We start from the raw sequence: 19,400 nt of genomic DNA, 5'->3' as shown, positions 1-19,400 counted from the left end.
TTTGGACAGAGCCGCAAAAAACTTGAGACCTCCCTACGTTGCCCGTTCGATATTTTTGAAAAAACGACAACTTGTACCGAATGGCGGAGAGGAGGGGATTTGAACCCCTGACACGTTACCGTGAACACGCTTTCCAGGCGAGCGCCTTAAACCACTCGGCCACCTCTCCATCTATGAGAATTCAGAATAACAAGTTACATCAGATTCGGTTAACTACGTAAGCAATAGGTTTGGTATACTCTTCGTCTTTCAAGTGTTGGCATTGTCTTATTATCGGGACTTTGCGTACTCACATATACTCGATGAAAATCAACAATTGCGTTGTCGTTGTCCAAGACCTGCGGTACTCACGTACTAATGTACGCTGCACTCCTCGGCTTAGACACTCCTAGCACTTGTTGATTTTGATTCTATCGTCTACCAACTCTTCATTTACGAGCAGTATACTAAATGTATGACTAGTTAACTTGCCACTTGTACTCCTAGCCAATTCTTCAAATCATTTGAGTATATCTACACTTTGCTACTTCAGAAAATTATTAGCATAATATTCACAATATTCTTTAACTGGGCAAGCAGGGCAATTTGGTACTCGTGCTTTGCAAATATACCTACCAAGCAATATCAACCAGTGATGAGCATGTTGTAACCATTTTATATCGATAACTTTAACTAACTCAAGTTCTACTTTTTTGGGAGTATTACTATTTGCTAGTCCTAATCTTTTGGAAACTCTAAATACATGCGTATCAACTGCGATAGTTGACTTACCAAAGAGGCAATTCAATACTACATTAGCAGTTTTTCTTCCGACACCTGGCAATTTAATTAAGTCATCAAAATTGTTGGGTACTTTGTTGTCATACTTATCTATCAAAATGCGACAAAGTGCAACAATATTTTTTGCTTTGGTTATAAATAAACCTATTGATCTTATATAAGTTCTTAACCCTTCTTCCCCAAGCTCTAATATTTTTTCCGGTGTATTATACTCCACAAACAATAATCTAGTTGCTTTATTAACTGAAACATCAGTTGCTTGTGCGGATAATATCACCGCTACTAATAGAGTAAAATTATTAACATATTCTAGTTCCGTTCGGGGAGTAGGATTATTTTGGCTTAAAATTTCAAAAATTTTATCAACTATTTGAGCTTGCATAATATAACATTTAAGAGTAAAAGAAGTTATAATTTTTATCAGGTTTAGGAATGTTAGAGAATAAAAACTTTGATTTTATAAAAAATGAAATTGCTAATAATGATATTGTATTATTTATGAAAGGCGCTGCCAATTTTCCTCAATGTGGTTTTTCTGCTACCGTTGTTTCTATCTTAAAAAAACTTGGCATAGAATTTCGTGATATTAATGTCTTAACCAATCCTAGCTTACGTGAAGATATCAAATCTTTCAGTGATTGGCCTACCATACCACAGCTTTATATAAAAGGGGAATTGATAGGTGGCTGCGATATAGTACGTGAGATGTATGAAAATGGTGACCTTGTTTCATTATTAAAAGATAAACATATAATATCTAAGTAACCTCAATTAGATATAAGAATAAATATTCTTATATTGGTTTATAAATGAGTATATCTAGAAAGTTTTATGGAACTGCCTTATAGTTTCAAGCAGTTCTTCGTTTTTATAAGGTTTATGGATTAGGTATGTTGCTTGTTCTTGTAAGAGTTTTTGTATTTCCTGATGATTGCTAGACAAACCAGTTTGAAAAATTATAGGAATATGTGCAAGGTTCTCATCACTTCTTATTTGTTTATGTACTTCACAACCTGTCATATCAGGAAGAGAAATATCAAGAAATATTAACTCTATTGTATTAGCATGTATTTTAGATAAATTAACTGCTTCTTGTCCGGAATAAGCACTGATAATTTTATATTTTTGTTCATAATGTAGCACTAAATTTATTGCGTCATGGCAAATTGGTTCGTCATCAACAAAAAGTATAGTAAATACTTTTGCAATATTATCCTTTGTAAGCATTTTATGTCTCTTTTTTATCGTATACAGGAATCATAAATTCTAATTTTGTTCCTCTTTTATGGTTATTCTCGGCATAAATATAACCATTATGAGCCTGTACAATTTCTCGGCAAATAGATAAACCAACACCTGTACCAAGAAAATTATTATTAGTTCGTGAACTACGAGTAAATACTTCAAAAATAGTCTCAAGTTCTGAGTCTGGAATTCCTATACCTGTATCGATTAGGCTAAAGCACCAATAAGGAATATTTTCATGATTTTTTAAATCAATTACCGCTATAATTAATCCTTCCTTAGTATATTTGAGTGCATTATTAAATAAATTATTTAATAATTGGTTAATCCTAATTTTATCTCCATTAATCATTGCTTTTGTAATACTATGATCAATAAGAATAATATTAATTCGATCGTTAATTATGTTTAATTCTGTAAGTTGTTGCACGGTCTCTTTTATAGAAGATAATAGATCCATAGCAACAAAATTAAACTGCATTTTTCCGGTACTAAACTTAGATAGGTCTAGTAGGTCATTAATTAATTTTATAAGACGCTGATTATTTTTAGCTATTATACTGACATACTTTACGTGTTCTTGCTCATCCATTTTATCCCAATTTTCATATAAAAACTGAGCAATACTACTTCCCCCATGTATCGAAGTCCTAATTTCATGAGTAACGTGATTCAAAATATTATCTTGCTCTGATATCTTTTGTTCTAATTCTAATATTTTAGTTTTTGAATTATTTCTTAAATTAAACCACGAAAACATCTTGTACCTGCAAATATAAAGAACTACAGGAATCAAAAACATGACTAAAATAGTCCAAAAAAGTTGGTACATATGCTTACTTTACTTAAAATAATTATATGCAAGGTGAAATATAAAATAACTAATGAAAAGATCTAAAAATTTCAAATTAACATTTAGTGGTATGTTAATACCTATAATGTATAAATATTTAACATTTCATGTAAATAATTCTAGTTTAGTAACCTTTGATAATTTATTAACAAAATTTAATATATAACCAACAGCTTATATATTATATTAGATTTTTCAATACAATAAATAATTTTTAATAAATTAGTCAAAAGGCTGTCTTAAGGTTATTGCAGCTGATAAAGTTCCTTCATCTAAATAGTCTAGTTCTCCACCTATTGGAATGCCGCTAGCTAATCTTGATATTTTGATAGTATAATCTTTGAAATATTCAGTAATGAAATAAGCTGTAGTTTGACCTTCTAAGGTGGAATTAGTTGCAATAATTACTTCGTTAATGTTATTCTCTTGGCATCTAGCTAATAATTCTGCTAGTCTTAGTGTTTTAGAATTATGGCTATTTGCAGTTGATAAATTATGCCCTAGTACATGATAATATCCATTAAAAATGCCACTACGCTCTATTGCCCACAATTCTGTCACTGTTTCAACAATTGCTATAATAGATTCGTTGCGATCATCAGATGAACATACTCTACAAATATGATGAGAATCTATGTTGCCACAAATATCGCACTTGACAACATTATTATCTACGTAAGAAAGAGCTGAAATTAAACCTTTTAATCTAACGTCTTTTTCTTGTAAAAGATGCAGGACTATACGCCTTGCTGATCTTTGACCAAGACTAGGTAGTTTGGAGAAAAGATAGATCAACTGATCTATTTCATTTAGTTTATTCATTTTAGCATACCTTTACTACTTATAATAACCTCAAATATCGATGTAACAAGTTTATACTAGGCTCAAGTAATCATCCCCATTAGGGGGAAGATGTCAACAACTATGATTTTTGAAAAATTAAAAAAAAGTTTAAAATAAAAAAATCATAGTTGATGACATCGTTTTTACTACTAATAATCTAGTGATACTACAATTTTTAAAATTAATACTAATGTGCTTTAACTCTTAATAACCGCTGTTCCAGCAATTTTATCATGCAAAGCTTGGCGTTGTTTAGAAAAGAGTATAAACCAAATACCAACTAGCACTAATACATATCCACAAAATCTTTTAATTAATTGCCATTTACTAGGTTTTTCAAGAGTTACTGCGTCTACTATTTTCATATGCATAACCATTTTTCCTGGAGTAGCACCCAAATAAACCCAAAAACCAATAAAATATGTTGCAGCTAGGGCAAAATTAATTATAAGCATTAAAATAAATAATGTAAAAACACTACTAGCAGTTACATTTTGAACTAACTCCGGTTTCTTGCTACCCATTATTAGTATGTCCGCTATACTAGCTTTAAAAAAAAATAAAGACAGTCTAGATAACATAAAGTGGGTGATCGGAGTTGTAAAAATTGACAACAAAAACGAATCTAGGCAAGAAGCAAAGAGCCTAGGAATTAGTTTAGGGTATATAATTTGTTTATTCATTTTTTTCTATATATATCACGGAAGTTCGATGTAACAAGTTACATCGAATTCAGGTTATGTTAATACCCCAATTCGGGATAAGAATTAACTAATTCTTATCCCAAATTCGCGTGTTATGGGAGTATTTGAATTGATTATAAATCTCTTTCAGAAGAAGTCTAATGTAATATGAAATCCAAACTATTACCAAGCATAATATTTAACAACTCACTTGAACGAGGAACTACATCAAGATATGTAGCGATGTCGATATGTTGCTTAGGGGACAGTTTAATATTTTTTTGATTCATTATATAGGATTTTACTGTTACATATTTTTTATTGAGCAATCTAACCCTAATAAGTGGTATTATCACATCATGGTCGGAAGTATTACTTATCCTATAGGAAACTTTAATTTGTCCCATTTCTTTATTTTGTTCAACATGTATATTTCTTATAGTTAATATATTATTATTCTCTTTATACAGAGCTGGTATATTAAACTTCTCGTGAAATAACATTAATAATAAGAAGACAATTAAACTAAGCCACAATAATATAGATAAAATATGCGATTGCTCAGGAATTTTAGTTGGTAATAAAGCCGGTAAGTTAGTACCTTTGGTTAAATATATTTTATTATTTTCATTAGTGCTAGCGTTTTTTGTGGTATTATCTGATATAATAGGAGGTTCTTGCTGATCAAGCTCTGCCTTTTGATACCATATATGGTGGCATTTTGAACATTTGACCTTCCTACCAGTCATACCTATTTGTTCTTTTGAAACTATAAAGGTAGTGTTACAATTTGGGCAAGCAATACTCATTTACGTGATCTAATTTGTATACTCAAATTTGAGTATATAGGTTGACTTAAAAATAAAGTAAATTATGATTTTTTTAATAGTTTAGCAAGGACGTTATGCAAAAACATATCAATACTATAGAAGAATTGTGGCAAATACGCGATAAATTAACCAAGGATTCAGAAAAAACTAACTACGCCAAACAAATATTGAATAATATTATTGATGGTTTAAATCAAGGATTAATTAGGGTTTGTGCAAAAGAAGGGGCTGATTGGCGAGTTAATCTTTGGGTAAAAAAAGCAATTTTATTATATTTTATTGTAACTGATTCGCAAATCCATTCTGGTGATTGTATGAAATGGTATGATAAAATTGCTCCCAAATTTTCTACAAATCATAATGAAGAATTATTTAGAACCCATGGCTGTCGTATCGTTCCCGGAGCATTTATAAGAACGGGGGCATATTTAGCTAAAAACGTTATTGTTATGCCTTCTTTTATTAATATAGGTGCATATATAGGAGAAGGAACAATGATTGATACTTGGGCTACCATAGGATCATGTGCTCAAATAGGGAAGAATTGTCATATTTCCGGCGGGACAGGTATTGGTGGGGTACTAGAGCCAATACAAAATACCCCGGTAATAATTGAAGATAATTGTTTTATAGGTGCAAGATCAGAAATAGCAGAAGGGGTTTTAGTAGAAGAAGGAAGTGTAATTAGTATGGGAGTATTTATTGGTGCCTCTACCAAGATAGTAGATAGGGAAAGTGGAAAGATAATTTATGGTAGAGTTCCGGCCTACTCAGTTGTAGTACCCGGCAGCTTACCTGCTGATTCAGGAAAACCAAGTTTATATTGTGCAGTAATCGTTAAACAGGTGGATAAAGGAACTAGAAGTAAAGTATCTATAAATGATCTATTACGATCTTGAAAAAATTATCAATTTAAACCAAGTGTGCAAGTTTTGTCAACTTAAGCAGCCTCGGCGTCCGAGTTACGGTGGAGATTCAAAAAATAGCCTGCAAAAGCTATTAGATAATATAGATCCCGCTACCTTCGCAGGGATGACATAAAGGGAAGTAGGGATTGATATATATGATGGAACGCTGTCATTCCTAGCTAAAAGCGGAAATCCAAAAAATAACCTGCAAAGGCTATTAGATATTATGGATTCCCGCGTACGCGGGAATGACATTATAGGACTATTATACCTACTTAAACTTGCACACTTGGTAATTTAAGTAATTTCTAGTAGGTCATTATTTAAATTGGTCTTATATTGAACTAAGGTAAGAGTATATACAAACAATAAATATGAGTATAATCAACAAAGTAAATCATTTAGCCATCATCATGGACGGTAATGCAAGGTGGGCTTTAGAAAAAGGCTTACCAAAATCTGAGGGACATAGAGTAGGTGCTGATAGAGTAAAAAAATTATTACCAAATTTTATAGAACTTAATATACCTTACGTTACACTTTATACTTTTTCATCAGAGAATTGGCGTAGATCAAAGACTGAGGTTACATTCTTACTAAAATTACTACGTGACTACCTAAAAAATGAGACTGCGGCACTACACAAGAACGGAGTTAAAATAAAAATTATTGGTAGATTGGATCTGTTAGATACTACGTTACAAAAACAAATTCATGATGCTATAGAATTGACAAAACATAATAATAACAAAATAACTCTTTGTCTTGCTTTTAGCTATGGCGGGCGAGCAGAAATTGTTGATGCATGTCAGAAAATCATTAATTCTGGTAAAACAGAAATTAGCGAGAATGAATTTGCTAATTATTTGTATGATCCAGAAATGCCTGATGTAGATTTGTTAATTCGTACTAGTGGTGTATGTAGAATCAGTAATTTTTTACTATGGCAAGCCGCCTATGCTGAACTATATTTTTTACCTAAATATTGGCCTGACTTTGACAAACAAGATATATTAGAAGCGTTAAACGATTATTCAAGAAGAAAAAGGAATTTTGGTGCTAGATAAGAGGCCTAATATAGTAGTAAGAATATTATCAGCCCTAGTAATAGGACCAGTATTTATTATAGCGATAATGTTCATTAAGTCATTATTTTATATAGTTATGTTATTAATTGCCATAATTATGTTATATGAATGGTATCAAATGACAAAATCGTCCTTTTTGCATATATTACTGGGCTTTGTTATCATTCCCATTCCTACTATATCTTTAATAATAATTGCTACTGAAGATAAAAATCGATGGCTATTATTACTATATTTCATTATAATATGGTCAGTTGATATATTTGCTATGATTGGTGGGAAGAATATAGGCGGACCTAAGTTGGCCATCAAGATTAGTCCTAACAAAACTTGGAGTGGACTAATCATAGGGGTATTAGCTAGTGGGCTTACAGCGTTTTTATTAAGTTTAGTACCTAGCTTTGACTTACCAACTGACTATTTATTAAACAAACGGCACTTAATTATAGCAGCTATTTGTTTAGCACTAATAGCACAAATGAGCGATTTATTTATTTCATATTTTAAGCGTAAATTTGCTATAAAAGATACTGGTGCTATAATACTAGGTCATGGCGGTGTTCTAGACCGATTTGATAGCATAATTCTTACCGCCCCAATATTATTTTTTATTATTAAAATATTATGAATTATCAATATTTTATTGATTCAGTTAAAAATTCCAAAAAGATAATATTTAATGTTTTGCTATCTTTATTATTAGTTTATTTTATCTTCCACTCTATTTGTGGTAATAGAGGGATTATTGCTTATTTTACATTAAATCAACGACTCGAAAAAACCTATAGTGAACTAGAAACTTTAAGGGCAGAACGCGTTGAACTTGAACATAAAGTAAAACTACTTAGACCAGAATCTCTAGATAGAGATATGCTTGACCAAGAAGCAAGAAGAGTTTTAGGAGTAGCGTCGTCAAAAGAACAGGTTTTTACCATAAAATAACCTGAGTTCGATGAAACAGGTTTGATGTCACCTAGGCGATTAAACCGATGCCTTACATCGAACTTAGGTTAAAATAACTTAGGAGTAGGAGGTTAGTATTAGTATTATAGTTTTTCAGAATGATCTCCCGGAAGATTTTAATATTGCAGGAGACCTAGCAATCGATACAGAAACGATGGGATTAAACTTACATAGGGATAGGCTATGCCTTTTGCAACTGAGTAATGGAGATGGTAAGGCTTACTTAGTAAACTTTATTGACAAGAATTACGCAGCACCTAATTTAAAAAAACTATTACTTGATAATAATCGATGCAAAATATTTCACTATGCTAGATTTGATTTATCAGCAATAAGAAAATATCTTGGAATAGATTTGGAGAACATATTTTGTACAAAGATATCTTCTAAACTGGTTAGAACCTATACTGATGCTCATGGTTTAAAAGACTTATGCCGTGAATTACTTTCAGTCCAAATTTCTAAACAACAACAATCTTCCTATTGGGGTAGGTTGGATCTTACCTCTGAGCAAAAAGAATATGCTGCCAAAGACGTCCTTTACCTACATCAACTTCGTGCTATCTTGCAAGATATGTTACTGGCCGAAAATAGGTTAGATATTGCAAAACAGATTTTTAAGTTTCTACCTATTAGAGCCAACTTAGACCTAGTAGGATGGAACGATATTGATATTTTTATGCACTAAGCTCTAGATGCTGTGAACAAAATATAGTTACTATTATGAGTGAAGAATTACTGCAACGAGATTTAATAAAAAATCCCCCAAAAATAGGAACTTGGAATTTTTATAATATTGGTGCAACAACTATTAGTGCTTTGAAACAATATGATATAATAAGAAGTATAGATTATGGAAGTGTTGAATATAGAAAAGTTGATGCAATTATTGTAAAGCAGAAGGAAGTTATAGCAATAATTGAATATAAACATCCTAAGCAATTCAATACAGTTGACAAGAAAAATCAGGCTATTTTACAAGGAATTGAAGTTGCAAAGAAGTTAAAAACCAAGCTAATAATTGCAACTGATACTCAAGAAACGCTTTGGATTAATGTTGCAACTGGAAATAATATTGAAGATGCGAATGGTAATGCTTTTAAATATAAATTTAATCCAACAGATGAAAATTTACAAAAAATTATTACAGAAATAATACAATCGATAAATGAGAAAAATGATAGGATTTTACCTAAAAAACTAGTCAATCCAACAGATCTTTCCAAACAAATTTGGCAAGATATTTGGAGCGTAAGTGGTGCAACTCCTGAAAATTGCTTATATAGTTTTGTTGAGTTGTTTATATTCAAATATTTGAGCGATTTGAATATATTAACTGGTACTTATTCGTTTGATAAATTAATAGATATGTACAAATATGATGAATATAACGATGTACTACAACATTATGCAAATATTATAAGACCCAAAATAAAAGAGTTATTTCCAGAAAATCCTATAGACAAAACAACCATTATAAATGGCACTATATTTGTAAGTAAAGATCAAAAAGCCGTTGCTGGATACGGAACTGTCTTTAAAAAAGTTTTAGAAAAGTTTAGAGACTATGGTAAACTTGAACATATTGATCATGATTTTAAAAGCAAATTATTTGAAAGTTTTTTAAAGGAAAGTATAAGTAAAAAGAACTGGGGGCAGTTTTTTACACCGATTAAAGTGGTGCGTGCAGTGAATGAAATGGCAGAAGGTACATTAAAAGAAGGCATGACAATTTGTGACCCTGCTTGTGGTGTCGGAAAATTTCCTTTGGAATTTATAAAAGATAAACTTGATAAATTATTCACTATTGAAAATGGTGAAATAAAACAAAAGGTGAAAATAATTGGTTTTGATAAAGGTTTTGATAAGGATGAACAAAAAACGATTATCTTAGCAAAAGCAAATATGCTGATTTATTTTTGTGAGCTGATACAAGATAATGCGGGGCTTACAAAAGAATTTGCTAATATATTCAATGAAAGCTTCATTTTAAAGACAAATTCAATACTAGGTACATTATCAGAAATTGTTGAAAACCAGTATGATCTAATTCTTACAAACCCCCCTTATGTTAGTAGTGGAAGTAGTAATTTAAAAGCAGAGATTGCCAAAACAAACCTAAGAAACTATTACAAAATCAATGCAATGGGCGTTGAAGGTTTGTTTATGGAATGGATTATAAAAGCTTTAAAACCAAATGGCAAGGCTTTTATAATTGTACCTGACGGGATATTTAGCAGGCAAAATGATAAAAATTTAAGACAATATATTTTAGATAGTTGCTATATTGATGCAATAATTCCATTGCCTATTAAAACATTTTTTACAACTAATAAAAAAACATATATTTTAGCATTAACAAAGAAGAATACTATTACTGAAGTACAAACTGATCCAGTATTTACTTATTTAGTAAGTGAGATTGGAGAAAGTAGAGATATTTATAGATTTGATATTGAACAAGATGATCTAAAAGAAGCAGTCAATTTATACAATGCTTTTAAAGGAAGTAAAAAATATTTTGCTAATATCAATCATGATAAGAGATGCAAAATATTGGATATTGGGGTGTTTAAAGCTGAAAATGATTGGACAATTGAGAAATTATGGAATGAAGAAGAGAAATCTGCACTAGGCCTTTTTAAGAATGATAATTTATACTCAATTGATGATTTTAAAGGATATTTACAAAGTCTCTTAGATGAAATGACGTCTCTCTTATCAGAAATAAGTGAAGTTAATTCTGAACCGAGTGTAACCTATAAATCTTTTAAGTTAAGCGAGATATTTAATGTTAAAACAGGTAATTCAAAACTACAAAGAAACTATATAGAAAAAAACAAAGGTATTTATCCAGTATATTCTGCAAATACTAAACAAAATGGAGTTTTGGGATATATAAATGCTTTTGATTACGATATTGAATGTATACAAATTACAACAAATGGTTATGCTGGAACAGTCTTTTATAGAAAAAAACATAAATTTAGTATAAATTCTGATGCTAGATTATATATTCCAAAATATAAAGATCTTAACTGCCCCTACCTAGCTTTTGAATTACAAGGAGTATTAAATAAATATAACTTTAATTGGGTGTATAAGCCAACAGTAAATAGAACTAGCAATTTACTAATTAAAATCCCAATAACCCAGGCAGGAGAATTTGATCTACAGAAACAAAAAGAAATAGCAGAAAAATATCATAAAATTGAAGAAATAAAAAGAAATCTGAAAGCAGAGCTAGAAAAAATTGAGAATATTAAGGTTGATATAGGATTATACTAATTAAAAAAATATATGTTAACAATTAACAAGTTTTTTTTCTCACCGATTAAATCACGTATTAACGTTAGTGATAATATAATTATTGGACTCAAAAGATTGGGAATAATCAATTTAAGAGATTTGTTATTTTATTGCCCTACTTCTTATCAAGTTAAAATAATTTCACCAAATTTATCTTCACTAAAAAATGGTCAGTTAATTCAAACTGAAATAACAATTGAAGAAGTTCTTGTGCCTAAGAACAAAAAACAGCCTTTGAAAATTTTAGGATCTAATGGGACTGGCTCAATTCTGCTGATATTTTTTAATAGACCCTCTTATTTTATCCTAAGTAAACTTACAATAGGCAGTAAACATACAATTAATGGTAAGGTACAAGTTTTCTCTAGCTTACCTCAAATAGCCCACCCAATACTTATTTTTGACCAAAAACTTACCAGCCCCCTAGAACCAATCTATCCTTTAACCTATGGGATAATTAATAAGCAACTTTATTCCTATATAATAAAGGGGCTTGATTTGTTTGAGAAAGAGTGGAGCTGTATTCCTGAGAGTTTTCAAGAAGTAAAGGACTATACTAAATCATTATTAGAAGATTTAAAAACTTTGCATTTATATCAAGTTAAAACTAAGAAATTAGAAGAATTACATGCTCAAACCTTAAGACGATTAGCAGAAAAAGAACTTTTTGCTAATCAAATTTCATTACAATATCTCCGCCAGCAAACAAAATTAAAACAAGGTAATTCATTTACAGGGTCTAGTCAGCTACAACAAGCAATACTTAAGACATTAGGCTTTGAACTCACACTAGACCAAAAAAAAGTAATCGAAGCAATTGAGAAACATCAATTATCTTCTACAGAAATGATGTGCTTACTCCAAGGCGATGTTGGCTCTGGTAAAACCTTAGTAGCTTTATTGACAATGGTCACTGTAGCATACCATAAATTTCAAGCTGCACTAATGGTCCCTACCGATTTATTAGCAAACCAGCATTACCAATTCTTCGTTAAAGCCTTAAGTGAAACCGGAATAAGGCTTGGTTTACTTACTGGAAAAATATCTACCAAAGAACTAAACAAAGTTCTATCAAGCCTAGAAAACGGAGATATTGATATATTAATTGGCACTCATGCATTATTTCAAGAAAAAGTAAACTTTAAAAATTTAGGTTATATCGTCATTGATGAACAACATAAATTTGGTGTACAACAACGGTTAGATTTAATTAACAAAGCCTCGCATCCCGATGTTTTGGTGATGACCGCAACCCCTATTCCTAGAAGTCTTACTTTGACCATGTTTGGAGATATGGACATTGCTAAATTAACAAGCAAACCAAAAAATCGACTACCAATTATTACTAGCATATTGCCAAAGACCAAGTTAAATGATGTAATTTCAGTTTTGGATAAAAAGCTAAAATTTGGAGAGAAAATTTACTGGATATGTCCCCTTATCGATCAAAATGATGAAGAGTTAACAACGCAGGCAAAAAATACAGGATTAACCGATATCAACACTAGACTAGTTACCATTGAGAATGCCTACCCTAACATTACAGGTACTATACATGGCAAAATGAAAAATGAGCAAAAAGATATGATTATGCACCAATTTAAGAATGGTAATATTAAAATCTTGGTTGCTACAACTGTAATTGAAGTGGGTATCGATGTACCAGAAGCAACCTTAATAGTCATAGAAAATGCTGAACAGTTTGGTTTAGCTCAGTTACACCAGATAAGAGGTAGAGTTGGACGTGGAACTTTACAATCTCATTGTATTCTTCTATATGATCCTCAAAAATTAAGTATGGTTGCAAAATCTAGATTTGAAGTGATGAGAAACAGCAATGATGGTTTTTATATAGCAGAGCAAGATCTACTCTTAAGAGGTAGCGGAGAAATATTAGGAACAAAGCAAAGTGGTGAAATAAGATTCTTTTTTGCTGATCTAGCTAGAGATTTAGACCTTTTAACTAAAGCCAATAAATTAGCAGAAGAAGGTTCGAAAGATCATTCAGAACTCTCCCTACTCCAAACAAAATTATTTGCTCGAGTAGAGTTTAATGAATTGAACTAACAGTTTAACCGTTATTCATTCTGATTGTATATATATCACGCGAATTTTGGATAAGAATTGATAAATTCTTATCCAAAATTCGGTGGAATTATACCATTTCCCATTATTAACTACGCTATTTAGTGCTACAGTTGTAGTACTAATGTCAAAACGATGTCATCCCAGCGAAGGCTGGGATCTAATAATGTTTAATAGTCTTTTAGGCTATTTTTTTAGATTCCCGCCGTTGCTAAGAATGACAGCTTTGGGTAGTAACTACAACTGTAGTATTAGCTCAGTTAATAATGGGAAATGGTATTATAGAAACAATCAGGTTTGAAGCGGCTGCCCACCTGATTGTTAAAATATAACACTCCATTCAATATGTGATTTTAATTATTAAAATCACATATTGAATGATGAAAAAAGTTAAAATGCACTCGCATCAGCCGCTTCAAGAGTGCATTTTTCCTTATAACAAAGCCATAAGAATTATTAATTCTTATATCGAACTGAGGTTACTATAGTTATTCAATAGCCTAGTCATGATTCTCTACTTTTTTTGATAATACTTCATCAAGTTCTTGCATAAGATCTTCAGGGAGTTGTTTTACTTTATTGGGAGATTCTTGAGATTGTGATTTTTCTAACACATTTGTAGTATCAATAATCTTTGATTTTTTAGGTAATTTAATGGACTCAAAACTATCTTGTGGTAGAGTTCTTATAAGATTTTTACTTAAATTATCTAGATACGATGTAGTCACAGATTCCTTAAGCCATTTTGGATATTTATCAATAGTAGTATTTTGCATAACGTCTTTTAGGGTTTCTGCTTGTAAGTAACTGTCAGAAAAGAAAATTGTTAGGACTAGGAAGATACATAAACAAATAATCGTACCTCTAAGCATGCCTGCGGCTAAGCCTAGAGATCTGTCAATGACCCCACCACTTATAATAGAAATCATCAAAAGAAATTTACGGGTTACAAAAGAGCATATGATTAGAGAGATAATATAGGAAATAATCCCAGAGGTAACTACCAATGCAATGTGGTTATTAAAATATCGAGTAATAATGGAAATAGTATATGGAGATAGGTAATAGGCAAAAAGAATTGAGACTATAAAGCCAAGTAAGCTAATAGTAAGCTTTATTATTCCTCCATATGCCCCGAGCATCGATGAAGTAGTAATAATTGCCAGTATTATTATATCAAACCAAGTAAACATTAGACTTTTTCAAAAATTACTTTAAGTTTAGAACAGGAGTTGAGTATATTTACCATCATGTTCAAAATTTTTATTAGACCTCTCAGATGAAATTTCGAAAGAGGTCTATTGAATAGCCGTAATTTAACATTATATGTATCTAAAAGCTAGTATGTTAATAAATTTTAAAATACAATAAACATTATGAGTGTAAACGATAAGATTTTTGATAATTTATCTGGTAAGGTTCTGATCGCTACTCCTTACATGCTTGAGGGTATATTTAATAAATCACTTGTTTATATGCTGTCTCATACAGCAGAAGGAGCAATGGGTTTAATTTTCAATAATTTGGTGAATCATATAGAGATAAAATCGTTTTTTAAAATATCTGATGATCAAGTAGATAGTAACATTATGATGCCTATATATCTAGGAGGACCAGTTGAGCATGAACGCGGATTCTTCCTACATTCTGATGATTATAACGAAAATCTACTATTGAAGTTTCAGAATCATTTAGCAGTTAGCTCTAATCCTAAAATCCCTCATGATATTGCTTCTGGTCATGGGCCTAAAAATAGTTTATTTATTATTGGATACACTGCTTGGAAAGCAGGGCAGCTTGAAACAGAGATTAAGGAGAATTTGTGGATAATAACAAAGTGTGATAAAGAATTTATTTTTTCTGATCATCCAGAGAGTAAATGGCACAATGCTTTACAAAATCTCGGTATCAAAGAATCCCACTTTACTTCACAAATGGCTAATGCTTAAGATCATATGGAAAATTCAAGAACTTGAGAATTAATTCTTCAAGTTGTTATAGTAGTTTATGGAGGGAATCTTGACGTGGGTTGTTTTTTGTACAGTGATTGTAGGTTTACTAATCTACGATCTTGGTTTTGCAAACCAAGAAAATAAAGTGATGAGCTTCCGCCAAACTATTTATTTTAGTCTTTTTTATTTAATTATAGCATGCCTCTTCGGTATTTTCATTTTTTTTGATATGGGAGGAGAAAAAGCCCGGGAATACTACACTTGCTTTTTTATAGAGAAAGCTATGTCATTGGATAATATTTTTATTATATTGATGGTTTTTCAGTTTTTCTCTATTCCTTTAATATATCAGCATCGGATATTATTCTTGGGAATTCTAGGTGTCATTGTTTTTAGAGCCATAATTATATATCTAGGTGTCATTGTTATCTCGAAATTCTCTTGGTTATTATATATTTTTGCAGCTATTCTTATAGTTACAGGCATCAAAACTTTTTATATAGCAAAAAAAAGTTTTAAAGTAGAGGAATCGTATATTTATAGAATTCTGCAAAAATACTTTAATCTTACTCCTAAAATTTCCGGTTACAAATTTTTTGTTAAAACTAATAATAGATTGAGTATTACCCCCCTTCTTGCATCATTAATAATTATAGAAATCATGGATATTGTCTTTGCCATTGATAGTATACCAGCAATATTTGCTATCACTAAGGATCCTTACATAATTTATACTTCTAATATTTTTGCCATATTAGGTTTACGTGCCTTATTCTTATGTTTAGCTAATATTGTTGAGCAATTTAGTTATATAAAATATTCGCTAGCATTAATATTAATATTTATTGGCATAAAAATATTCGCTGAACATTTTATTGAGATTCCATCTTACTCTGCACTGGCTATGACTATTACTCTTCTGTTGTTTGGTATTATTGCTTCTATTATCAGGAAAAGGAGTGTATGCTAGACTGCAAGCCATTAGTAATATTTTAATTTAAGAACTAAAGAAATTTTACACTGGCATAAAATATATTTTTATGCTAGAAGTTTGAAATTGTTGTATCGACTTACTCGAGACTTACTTATGTATGAAACTATGTTGATTCTATACAAGTCATTATAAGTGGCTAGAGTTTGAGTGTTTTACTAAATTTAATTTATGTTATGAGGTTCTAATTATGAGTGAAAATATAAATATTACACAAAATGTTGTTGAGCAAGATATTGTCGAACAAGAGGTTATTGAAATCGTTGTTAATAAATTAAAAGTAAAAAAAGATTCAATTACCCTTGAATCTAGATTTGTTGAGGATCTTAAAGCCGATAGTTTAGATACAGTTGAATTAATGATGGAAATAGAAGCAAAGTATAAATGTGATATACCAGATGAAGATGCTAGGAAAATTTTAACTGTCTCTGATGTTGTACAGTACATAATAAAAAAACAACTAATTATAAATAATCATGTCGACTAGAAGAGTTGTTATAACCGGTATTGGGCTTATCACACCACTAGGAATTGGTGTAAAGCCCTCTTGGGAAGGTATTATAAAGGGTCGCAGTGGTATCAAGTCAATCACAAGATTTGATACTTCTAACCTTGCCTGTAAAATAGCGGGTACAGTGGATCACTCAACAGATAATGGCTTTAACCCGGAAAAATTTATTCACCCTCGCGATGTCCATAAGATGGATTTATTCATCCAATATGGTATCGCAGCAGCTATTGAGGCAGTTGAGGATAGCGGATGGAAAGTAAAAGATGAATTATCGGGAGATAGGACCGGCTTAATACTTGGTTCAGGAATAGGTGGACTTGGGATGATCGAAGAAACATCTGTAAAGTTTCATAAAGAAAATAATGGTAAAGTTAGTCCATTTTTTATTCCCTCCTCATTAATTAACCTCCTTTCAGGTCATGTTTCCATTAAATACGGATTTACCGGACCAAATCAGGCTGTCGTTACAGCTTGTTCCACTGGCTCTCATGCTATAGGGGATGCTATGCGTATGATTCAATACGGTAATGTAGATGTTATGGTTGCTGGCGGAGCTGAAGCACCGGTTACTCCGGTTGGAGTGGCTGGATTCGTTGCTGCAAGAGCATTATCTACTAAATATAATTCTACACCTGAACTTGCATCAAGACCATGGGATCAATATCGTGATGGATTTGTAATGGGAGAAGGGGCAGGTGTTGTAGTACTTGAAGAATATCAGCATGCTCTTGCTAGAAACGCTAAGATTTATGCTGAAATTATTGGATATGGTTCTACTGGTGATGCTCATCATATGACCTCACCTCATCCCGATGGAAGAGGGGCTTATAGAGCTATGTTTTACGCTCTTAAAGATGCAAAAATTGATGCAAGTCTTATTGATTATATCAATGCCCACGGTACTTCTACCCAAATTGGTGATGCTATAGAGTTAACGGCTGTTCAAAAATTATTTTGGGATGCTAACCCGAATGTTCTTATGTCGTCAACCAAATCATCTATTGGTCATTTACTTGGAGCAGCTGGTAGCGTAGAATTAATATATTCAATTCTTGCTATGCGAGACCAAGTCGCTCCACCAACTCTAAATTTGCATAAACCGATAGCAGAAGCAAAAATAGATTTAGTTGCTTTAGAAGCTAGAAATGCAAAGATTAGTTATGTGCTTTCTAATTCATTCGGATTTGGAGGAACTAATGCTAGTTTAATTATTAGGAAAGTATAGGATTTACTTTTGGTTTATATCATTTTCAAAAGTTGGAGTAGGAAGCTGGTATTTATGTTGGATAATTGTTGTGAGTTCTAAGGGGTCAGTAATTGGTAAATGTTTGTAACATAAAGTAGTTAATATATTTTCTAGTTGTTTTGTTCCACAACACATGCTAATACTTATAAAATTTTTAACAGTTTCTTCTATTATCTTCTTAATCTTTTCTGGAGATTTTATACCAACAGTTTCTAAATTGTGAATTCTGTCAAATATTTTAACCATTATGATATCATATCTCTTTTGCTGCCATAATAATTCCATGATTTCTGCCGAGCTAATCTTTCTGTCGCACTTAACCCTAGTTAGTTTTTCTACCTGATCAGCAATTAGATCACTAAAGATATAGGCAATATTGCTTTTGGTAAGTTTAGTATCCTCAATGGTATCATGCAGTATAGCGGTTACAGTTAAATCGGTTCTAAAGTACTGCTTATCATTTTGTGCTGCATATTCTGCAAGCCTATATGCCACTTCTATTGGATGCGAGTAATAGGGTTCTCCTGTTTGTCTTTTCTGCTCTCCATGATACTTTTTGGCGTAATAGATGGCTTTTTTAACAATGTTCAGATCTATTGGTTGATCTACTTCACTATTCAACTGAGAGAGTTTAGCGAGTAACCTATCAGCATAATCACATGATTCAAACTTTAACCAACTATTATTAATGCCTTCCATAAAAATCCTCAATATTTTGATATCCTAACTTATAGGTTAAACTAAAACTTAAGGTATTTGCAAAGATTTATTACTTTTTAGGTAATAAAAATAAATATTTCTTAACTTTGTTGTATAAATAGCTAGATTCTGTGAACATTTATATATAATGAGTAGGTTTATAATTCGCTAAACAAGAACCGCAAGCGGTACTCGAATTCCGCTACGGATTTGAGTGCCGAATCTTTGTCCCAATTACCAGCAAAAGTAGAGTTCGAAAGATATCTATTATCTAACCTTAATTCGATATAAGAATTGTCTTTGTTATAAGAAAAAATGCACTCTTGAAGCGGTTCTACGAATACATTTTAACTTTTTTCATCATTCAATAGGTGATTTTAATTATTAAAATCACCTATTGAATGGAATATTATA

The 19,400-nt window shown here is 31.4% G+C and carries 20 protein-coding genes and 1 tRNA gene; 12 read left to right on the top strand and 9 right to left on the bottom strand.

Features of this window, described 5'->3' with window-relative positions; translation table 11 throughout:
• Positions 1-81: 81 nt before the first annotated feature.
• Positions 82-169 (bottom strand) — tRNA-Ser (locus tag AB3211_RS05080).
• A 354-nt stretch (positions 170-523) separates the two neighbouring features.
• Positions 524-1,162: an endonuclease III gene (gene nth / locus AB3211_RS05075; protein WP_341754065.1), complete on the bottom strand. Its 639-nt coding sequence runs from the start codon at positions 1,160-1,162 to the stop codon at positions 524-526.
• Between the two features lie 50 nt (positions 1,163-1,212).
• Here nth and grxD point away from each other — a divergent pair, with 50 nt between their 5' ends.
• Complete coding sequence (grxD, locus tag AB3211_RS05070; protein WP_367363829.1) at positions 1,213-1,545, top strand: Grx4 family monothiol glutaredoxin; 333 nt, start codon at positions 1,213-1,215, stop codon at positions 1,543-1,545.
• 54 nt (positions 1,546-1,599) lie between these two features.
• Here the strand turns inward: grxD and AB3211_RS05065 are convergent, their stop codons facing one another.
• The 5 genes from AB3211_RS05065 to AB3211_RS05045 all read right to left on the bottom strand — a co-directional run bounded on the left by AB3211_RS05065 (position 1,600) and on the right by AB3211_RS05045 (position 5,213).
• Positions 1,600-2,007: a response regulator gene (locus AB3211_RS05065; protein WP_367363828.1), complete on the bottom strand. Its 408-nt coding sequence runs from the start codon at positions 2,005-2,007 to the stop codon at positions 1,600-1,602.
• Position 2,008: 1 nt separating this feature from the next.
• A complete protein-coding gene (locus AB3211_RS05060; protein WP_367363827.1) occupies positions 2,009-2,785 on the bottom strand; it encodes a sensor histidine kinase in 777 nt (258 codons plus the stop codon).
• Between the two features lie 315 nt (positions 2,786-3,100).
• On the bottom strand, positions 3,101-3,700 hold the full coding sequence (gene recR / locus AB3211_RS05055) for a recombination mediator RecR (RefSeq protein ID WP_367363826.1): 600 nt from the start codon (positions 3,698-3,700) through the stop codon (positions 3,101-3,103).
• A 218-nt stretch (positions 3,701-3,918) separates the two neighbouring features.
• A complete protein-coding gene (locus tag AB3211_RS05050) occupies positions 3,919-4,404 on the bottom strand; it encodes an RDD family protein (RefSeq protein ID WP_367363825.1) in 486 nt (161 codons plus the stop codon).
• 158 nt (positions 4,405-4,562) lie between these two features.
• A complete protein-coding gene (locus AB3211_RS05045; protein ID WP_367363824.1) occupies positions 4,563-5,213 on the bottom strand; it encodes an MJ0042-type zinc finger domain-containing protein in 651 nt (216 codons plus the stop codon).
• 95 nt (positions 5,214-5,308) lie between these two features.
• On the opposite strand from AB3211_RS05045, the gene dapD reads away from it, so the two are divergent.
• The 7 genes from dapD (at position 5,309) to AB3211_RS05010 (ending at position 13,569) form a co-directional block, all read left to right on the top strand.
• Entirely contained in the window at positions 5,309-6,133 is an 825-nt protein-coding gene (gene dapD, locus AB3211_RS05040) for a 2,3,4,5-tetrahydropyridine-2,6-dicarboxylate N-succinyltransferase (RefSeq protein WP_367363823.1), read from the top strand.
• A gap of 383 nt (positions 6,134-6,516) precedes the next feature.
• Positions 6,517-7,209, top strand: coding sequence for a polyprenyl diphosphate synthase (gene uppS / locus AB3211_RS05035; protein WP_367363822.1), 693 nt, complete (start codon positions 6,517-6,519; stop codon positions 7,207-7,209).
• Positions 7,196-7,858, top strand: coding sequence for a phosphatidate cytidylyltransferase (locus AB3211_RS05030; protein WP_367363821.1), 663 nt, complete (start codon positions 7,196-7,198; stop codon positions 7,856-7,858). Before uppS ends, AB3211_RS05030 begins: the two co-directional genes overlap by 14 nt.
• The gene (locus AB3211_RS05025) at positions 7,855-8,172 is read left to right on the top strand and encodes a septum formation initiator family protein (RefSeq protein ID WP_341754077.1); all 318 of its coding nucleotides are present in this window, start codon (positions 7,855-7,857) and stop codon (positions 8,170-8,172) included. Before AB3211_RS05030 ends, AB3211_RS05025 begins: the two co-directional genes overlap by 4 nt.
• 97 nt (positions 8,173-8,269) lie before the next feature.
• Positions 8,270-8,881, top strand: coding sequence for a ribonuclease D (locus AB3211_RS05020; protein WP_367364823.1), 612 nt, complete (start codon positions 8,270-8,272; stop codon positions 8,879-8,881).
• A 35-nt stretch (positions 8,882-8,916) separates the two neighbouring features.
• A complete protein-coding gene (locus AB3211_RS05015) occupies positions 8,917-11,481 on the top strand; it encodes an N-6 DNA methylase (protein WP_367363820.1) in 2,565 nt (854 codons plus the stop codon).
• A gap of 12 nt (positions 11,482-11,493) precedes the next feature.
• Positions 11,494-13,569: an ATP-dependent DNA helicase RecG gene (locus AB3211_RS05010; protein WP_367363819.1), complete on the top strand. Its 2,076-nt coding sequence runs from the start codon at positions 11,494-11,496 to the stop codon at positions 13,567-13,569.
• A 518-nt stretch (positions 13,570-14,087) separates the two neighbouring features.
• Here the strand turns inward: AB3211_RS05010 and AB3211_RS05005 are convergent.
• A complete protein-coding gene (locus AB3211_RS05005) occupies positions 14,088-14,780 on the bottom strand; it encodes a CvpA family protein (RefSeq protein WP_367363818.1) in 693 nt (230 codons plus the stop codon).
• A 183-nt stretch (positions 14,781-14,963) separates the two neighbouring features.
• Here AB3211_RS05005 and AB3211_RS05000 point away from each other — a divergent pair, with 183 nt between their 5' ends.
• From AB3211_RS05000 to fabF, 4 genes are all read left to right on the top strand, one after another.
• Positions 14,964-15,536, top strand: a complete 573-nt coding sequence (locus AB3211_RS05000; protein ID WP_367363817.1) for a YqgE/AlgH family protein — start codon at positions 14,964-14,966, stop codon at positions 15,534-15,536.
• A gap of 70 nt (positions 15,537-15,606) precedes the next feature.
• Positions 15,607-16,509, top strand: a complete 903-nt coding sequence (locus tag AB3211_RS04995) for a TerC/Alx family metal homeostasis membrane protein (RefSeq protein WP_367363816.1) — start codon at positions 15,607-15,609, stop codon at positions 16,507-16,509.
• 211 nt (positions 16,510-16,720) lie between these two features.
• Entirely contained in the window at positions 16,721-17,017 is a 297-nt protein-coding gene (gene acpP / locus AB3211_RS04990; RefSeq protein WP_341757856.1) for an acyl carrier protein, read from the top strand.
• The gene (gene fabF / locus AB3211_RS04985) at positions 17,007-18,266 is read left to right on the top strand and encodes a beta-ketoacyl-ACP synthase II (protein ID WP_367363815.1); all 1,260 of its coding nucleotides are present in this window, start codon (positions 17,007-17,009) and stop codon (positions 18,264-18,266) included. The genes acpP and fabF overlap by 11 nt, the downstream gene beginning before the upstream one ends.
• A gap of 3 nt (positions 18,267-18,269) precedes the next feature.
• Here the strand turns inward: fabF and AB3211_RS04980 are convergent, their stop codons facing one another.
• A complete protein-coding gene (locus tag AB3211_RS04980) occupies positions 18,270-18,986 on the bottom strand; it encodes an HD domain-containing protein (protein WP_367363814.1) in 717 nt (238 codons plus the stop codon).
• Positions 18,987-19,400: the final 414 nt, after the last annotated feature.

It is taken from the genome of Candidatus Tisiphia endosymbiont of Nedyus quadrimaculatus (genome assembly GCF_964059235.1).
In the GTDB taxonomy this organism is placed as follows: domain Bacteria; phylum Pseudomonadota; class Alphaproteobacteria; order Rickettsiales; family Rickettsiaceae; genus Tisiphia.
This window is presented reverse-complemented; position numbering and strand designations above follow the sequence as displayed.

Bases quoted from the DNA above. Each gene is read 5' to 3' on its own strand.
- fabF (WP_367363815.1), top strand. From the start codon at position 17,007: ATGTCGACTAGAAGAGTTGTTATAACCGGTATTGGGCTTATCACACCA.
- AB3211_RS05050 (WP_367363825.1), bottom strand. From the start codon at position 4,404: ATGAATAAACAAATTATATACCCTAAACTAATTCCTAGGCTCTTTGCT.
- recR (WP_367363826.1), bottom strand. From the start codon at position 3,700: ATGAATAAACTAAATGAAATAGATCAGTTGATCTATCTTTTCTCCAAA.
- uppS (WP_367363822.1), top strand. From the start codon at position 6,517: ATGAGTATAATCAACAAAGTAAATCATTTAGCCATCATCATGGACGGT.
- AB3211_RS05065 (WP_367363828.1), bottom strand. From the start codon at position 2,007: ATGCTTACAAAGGATAATATTGCAAAAGTATTTACTATACTTTTTGTT.
- AB3211_RS05015 (WP_367363820.1), top strand. From the start codon at position 8,917: ATGAGTGAAGAATTACTGCAACGAGATTTAATAAAAAATCCCCCAAAA.
- AB3211_RS05060 (WP_367363827.1), bottom strand. From the start codon at position 2,785: ATGTTTTCGTGGTTTAATTTAAGAAATAATTCAAAAACTAAAATATTA.
- AB3211_RS05025 (WP_341754077.1), top strand. From the start codon at position 7,855: ATGAATTATCAATATTTTATTGATTCAGTTAAAAATTCCAAAAAGATA.
- dapD (WP_367363823.1), top strand. From the start codon at position 5,309: ATGCAAAAACATATCAATACTATAGAAGAATTGTGGCAAATACGCGAT.
- nth (WP_341754065.1), bottom strand. From the start codon at position 1,162: ATGCAAGCTCAAATAGTTGATAAAATTTTTGAAATTTTAAGCCAAAAT.
- acpP (WP_341757856.1), top strand. From the start codon at position 16,721: ATGAGTGAAAATATAAATATTACACAAAATGTTGTTGAGCAAGATATT.
- AB3211_RS04980 (WP_367363814.1), bottom strand. From the start codon at position 18,986: ATGGAAGGCATTAATAATAGTTGGTTAAAGTTTGAATCATGTGATTAT.
- AB3211_RS05045 (WP_367363824.1), bottom strand. From the start codon at position 5,213: ATGAGTATTGCTTGCCCAAATTGTAACACTACCTTTATAGTTTCAAAA.
- AB3211_RS05005 (WP_367363818.1), bottom strand. From the start codon at position 14,780: ATGTTTACTTGGTTTGATATAATAATACTGGCAATTATTACTACTTCA.
- grxD (WP_367363829.1), top strand. From the start codon at position 1,213: ATGTTAGAGAATAAAAACTTTGATTTTATAAAAAATGAAATTGCTAAT.
- AB3211_RS05010 (WP_367363819.1), top strand. From the start codon at position 11,494: ATGTTAACAATTAACAAGTTTTTTTTCTCACCGATTAAATCACGTATT.
- AB3211_RS05000 (WP_367363817.1), top strand. From the start codon at position 14,964: ATGAGTGTAAACGATAAGATTTTTGATAATTTATCTGGTAAGGTTCTG.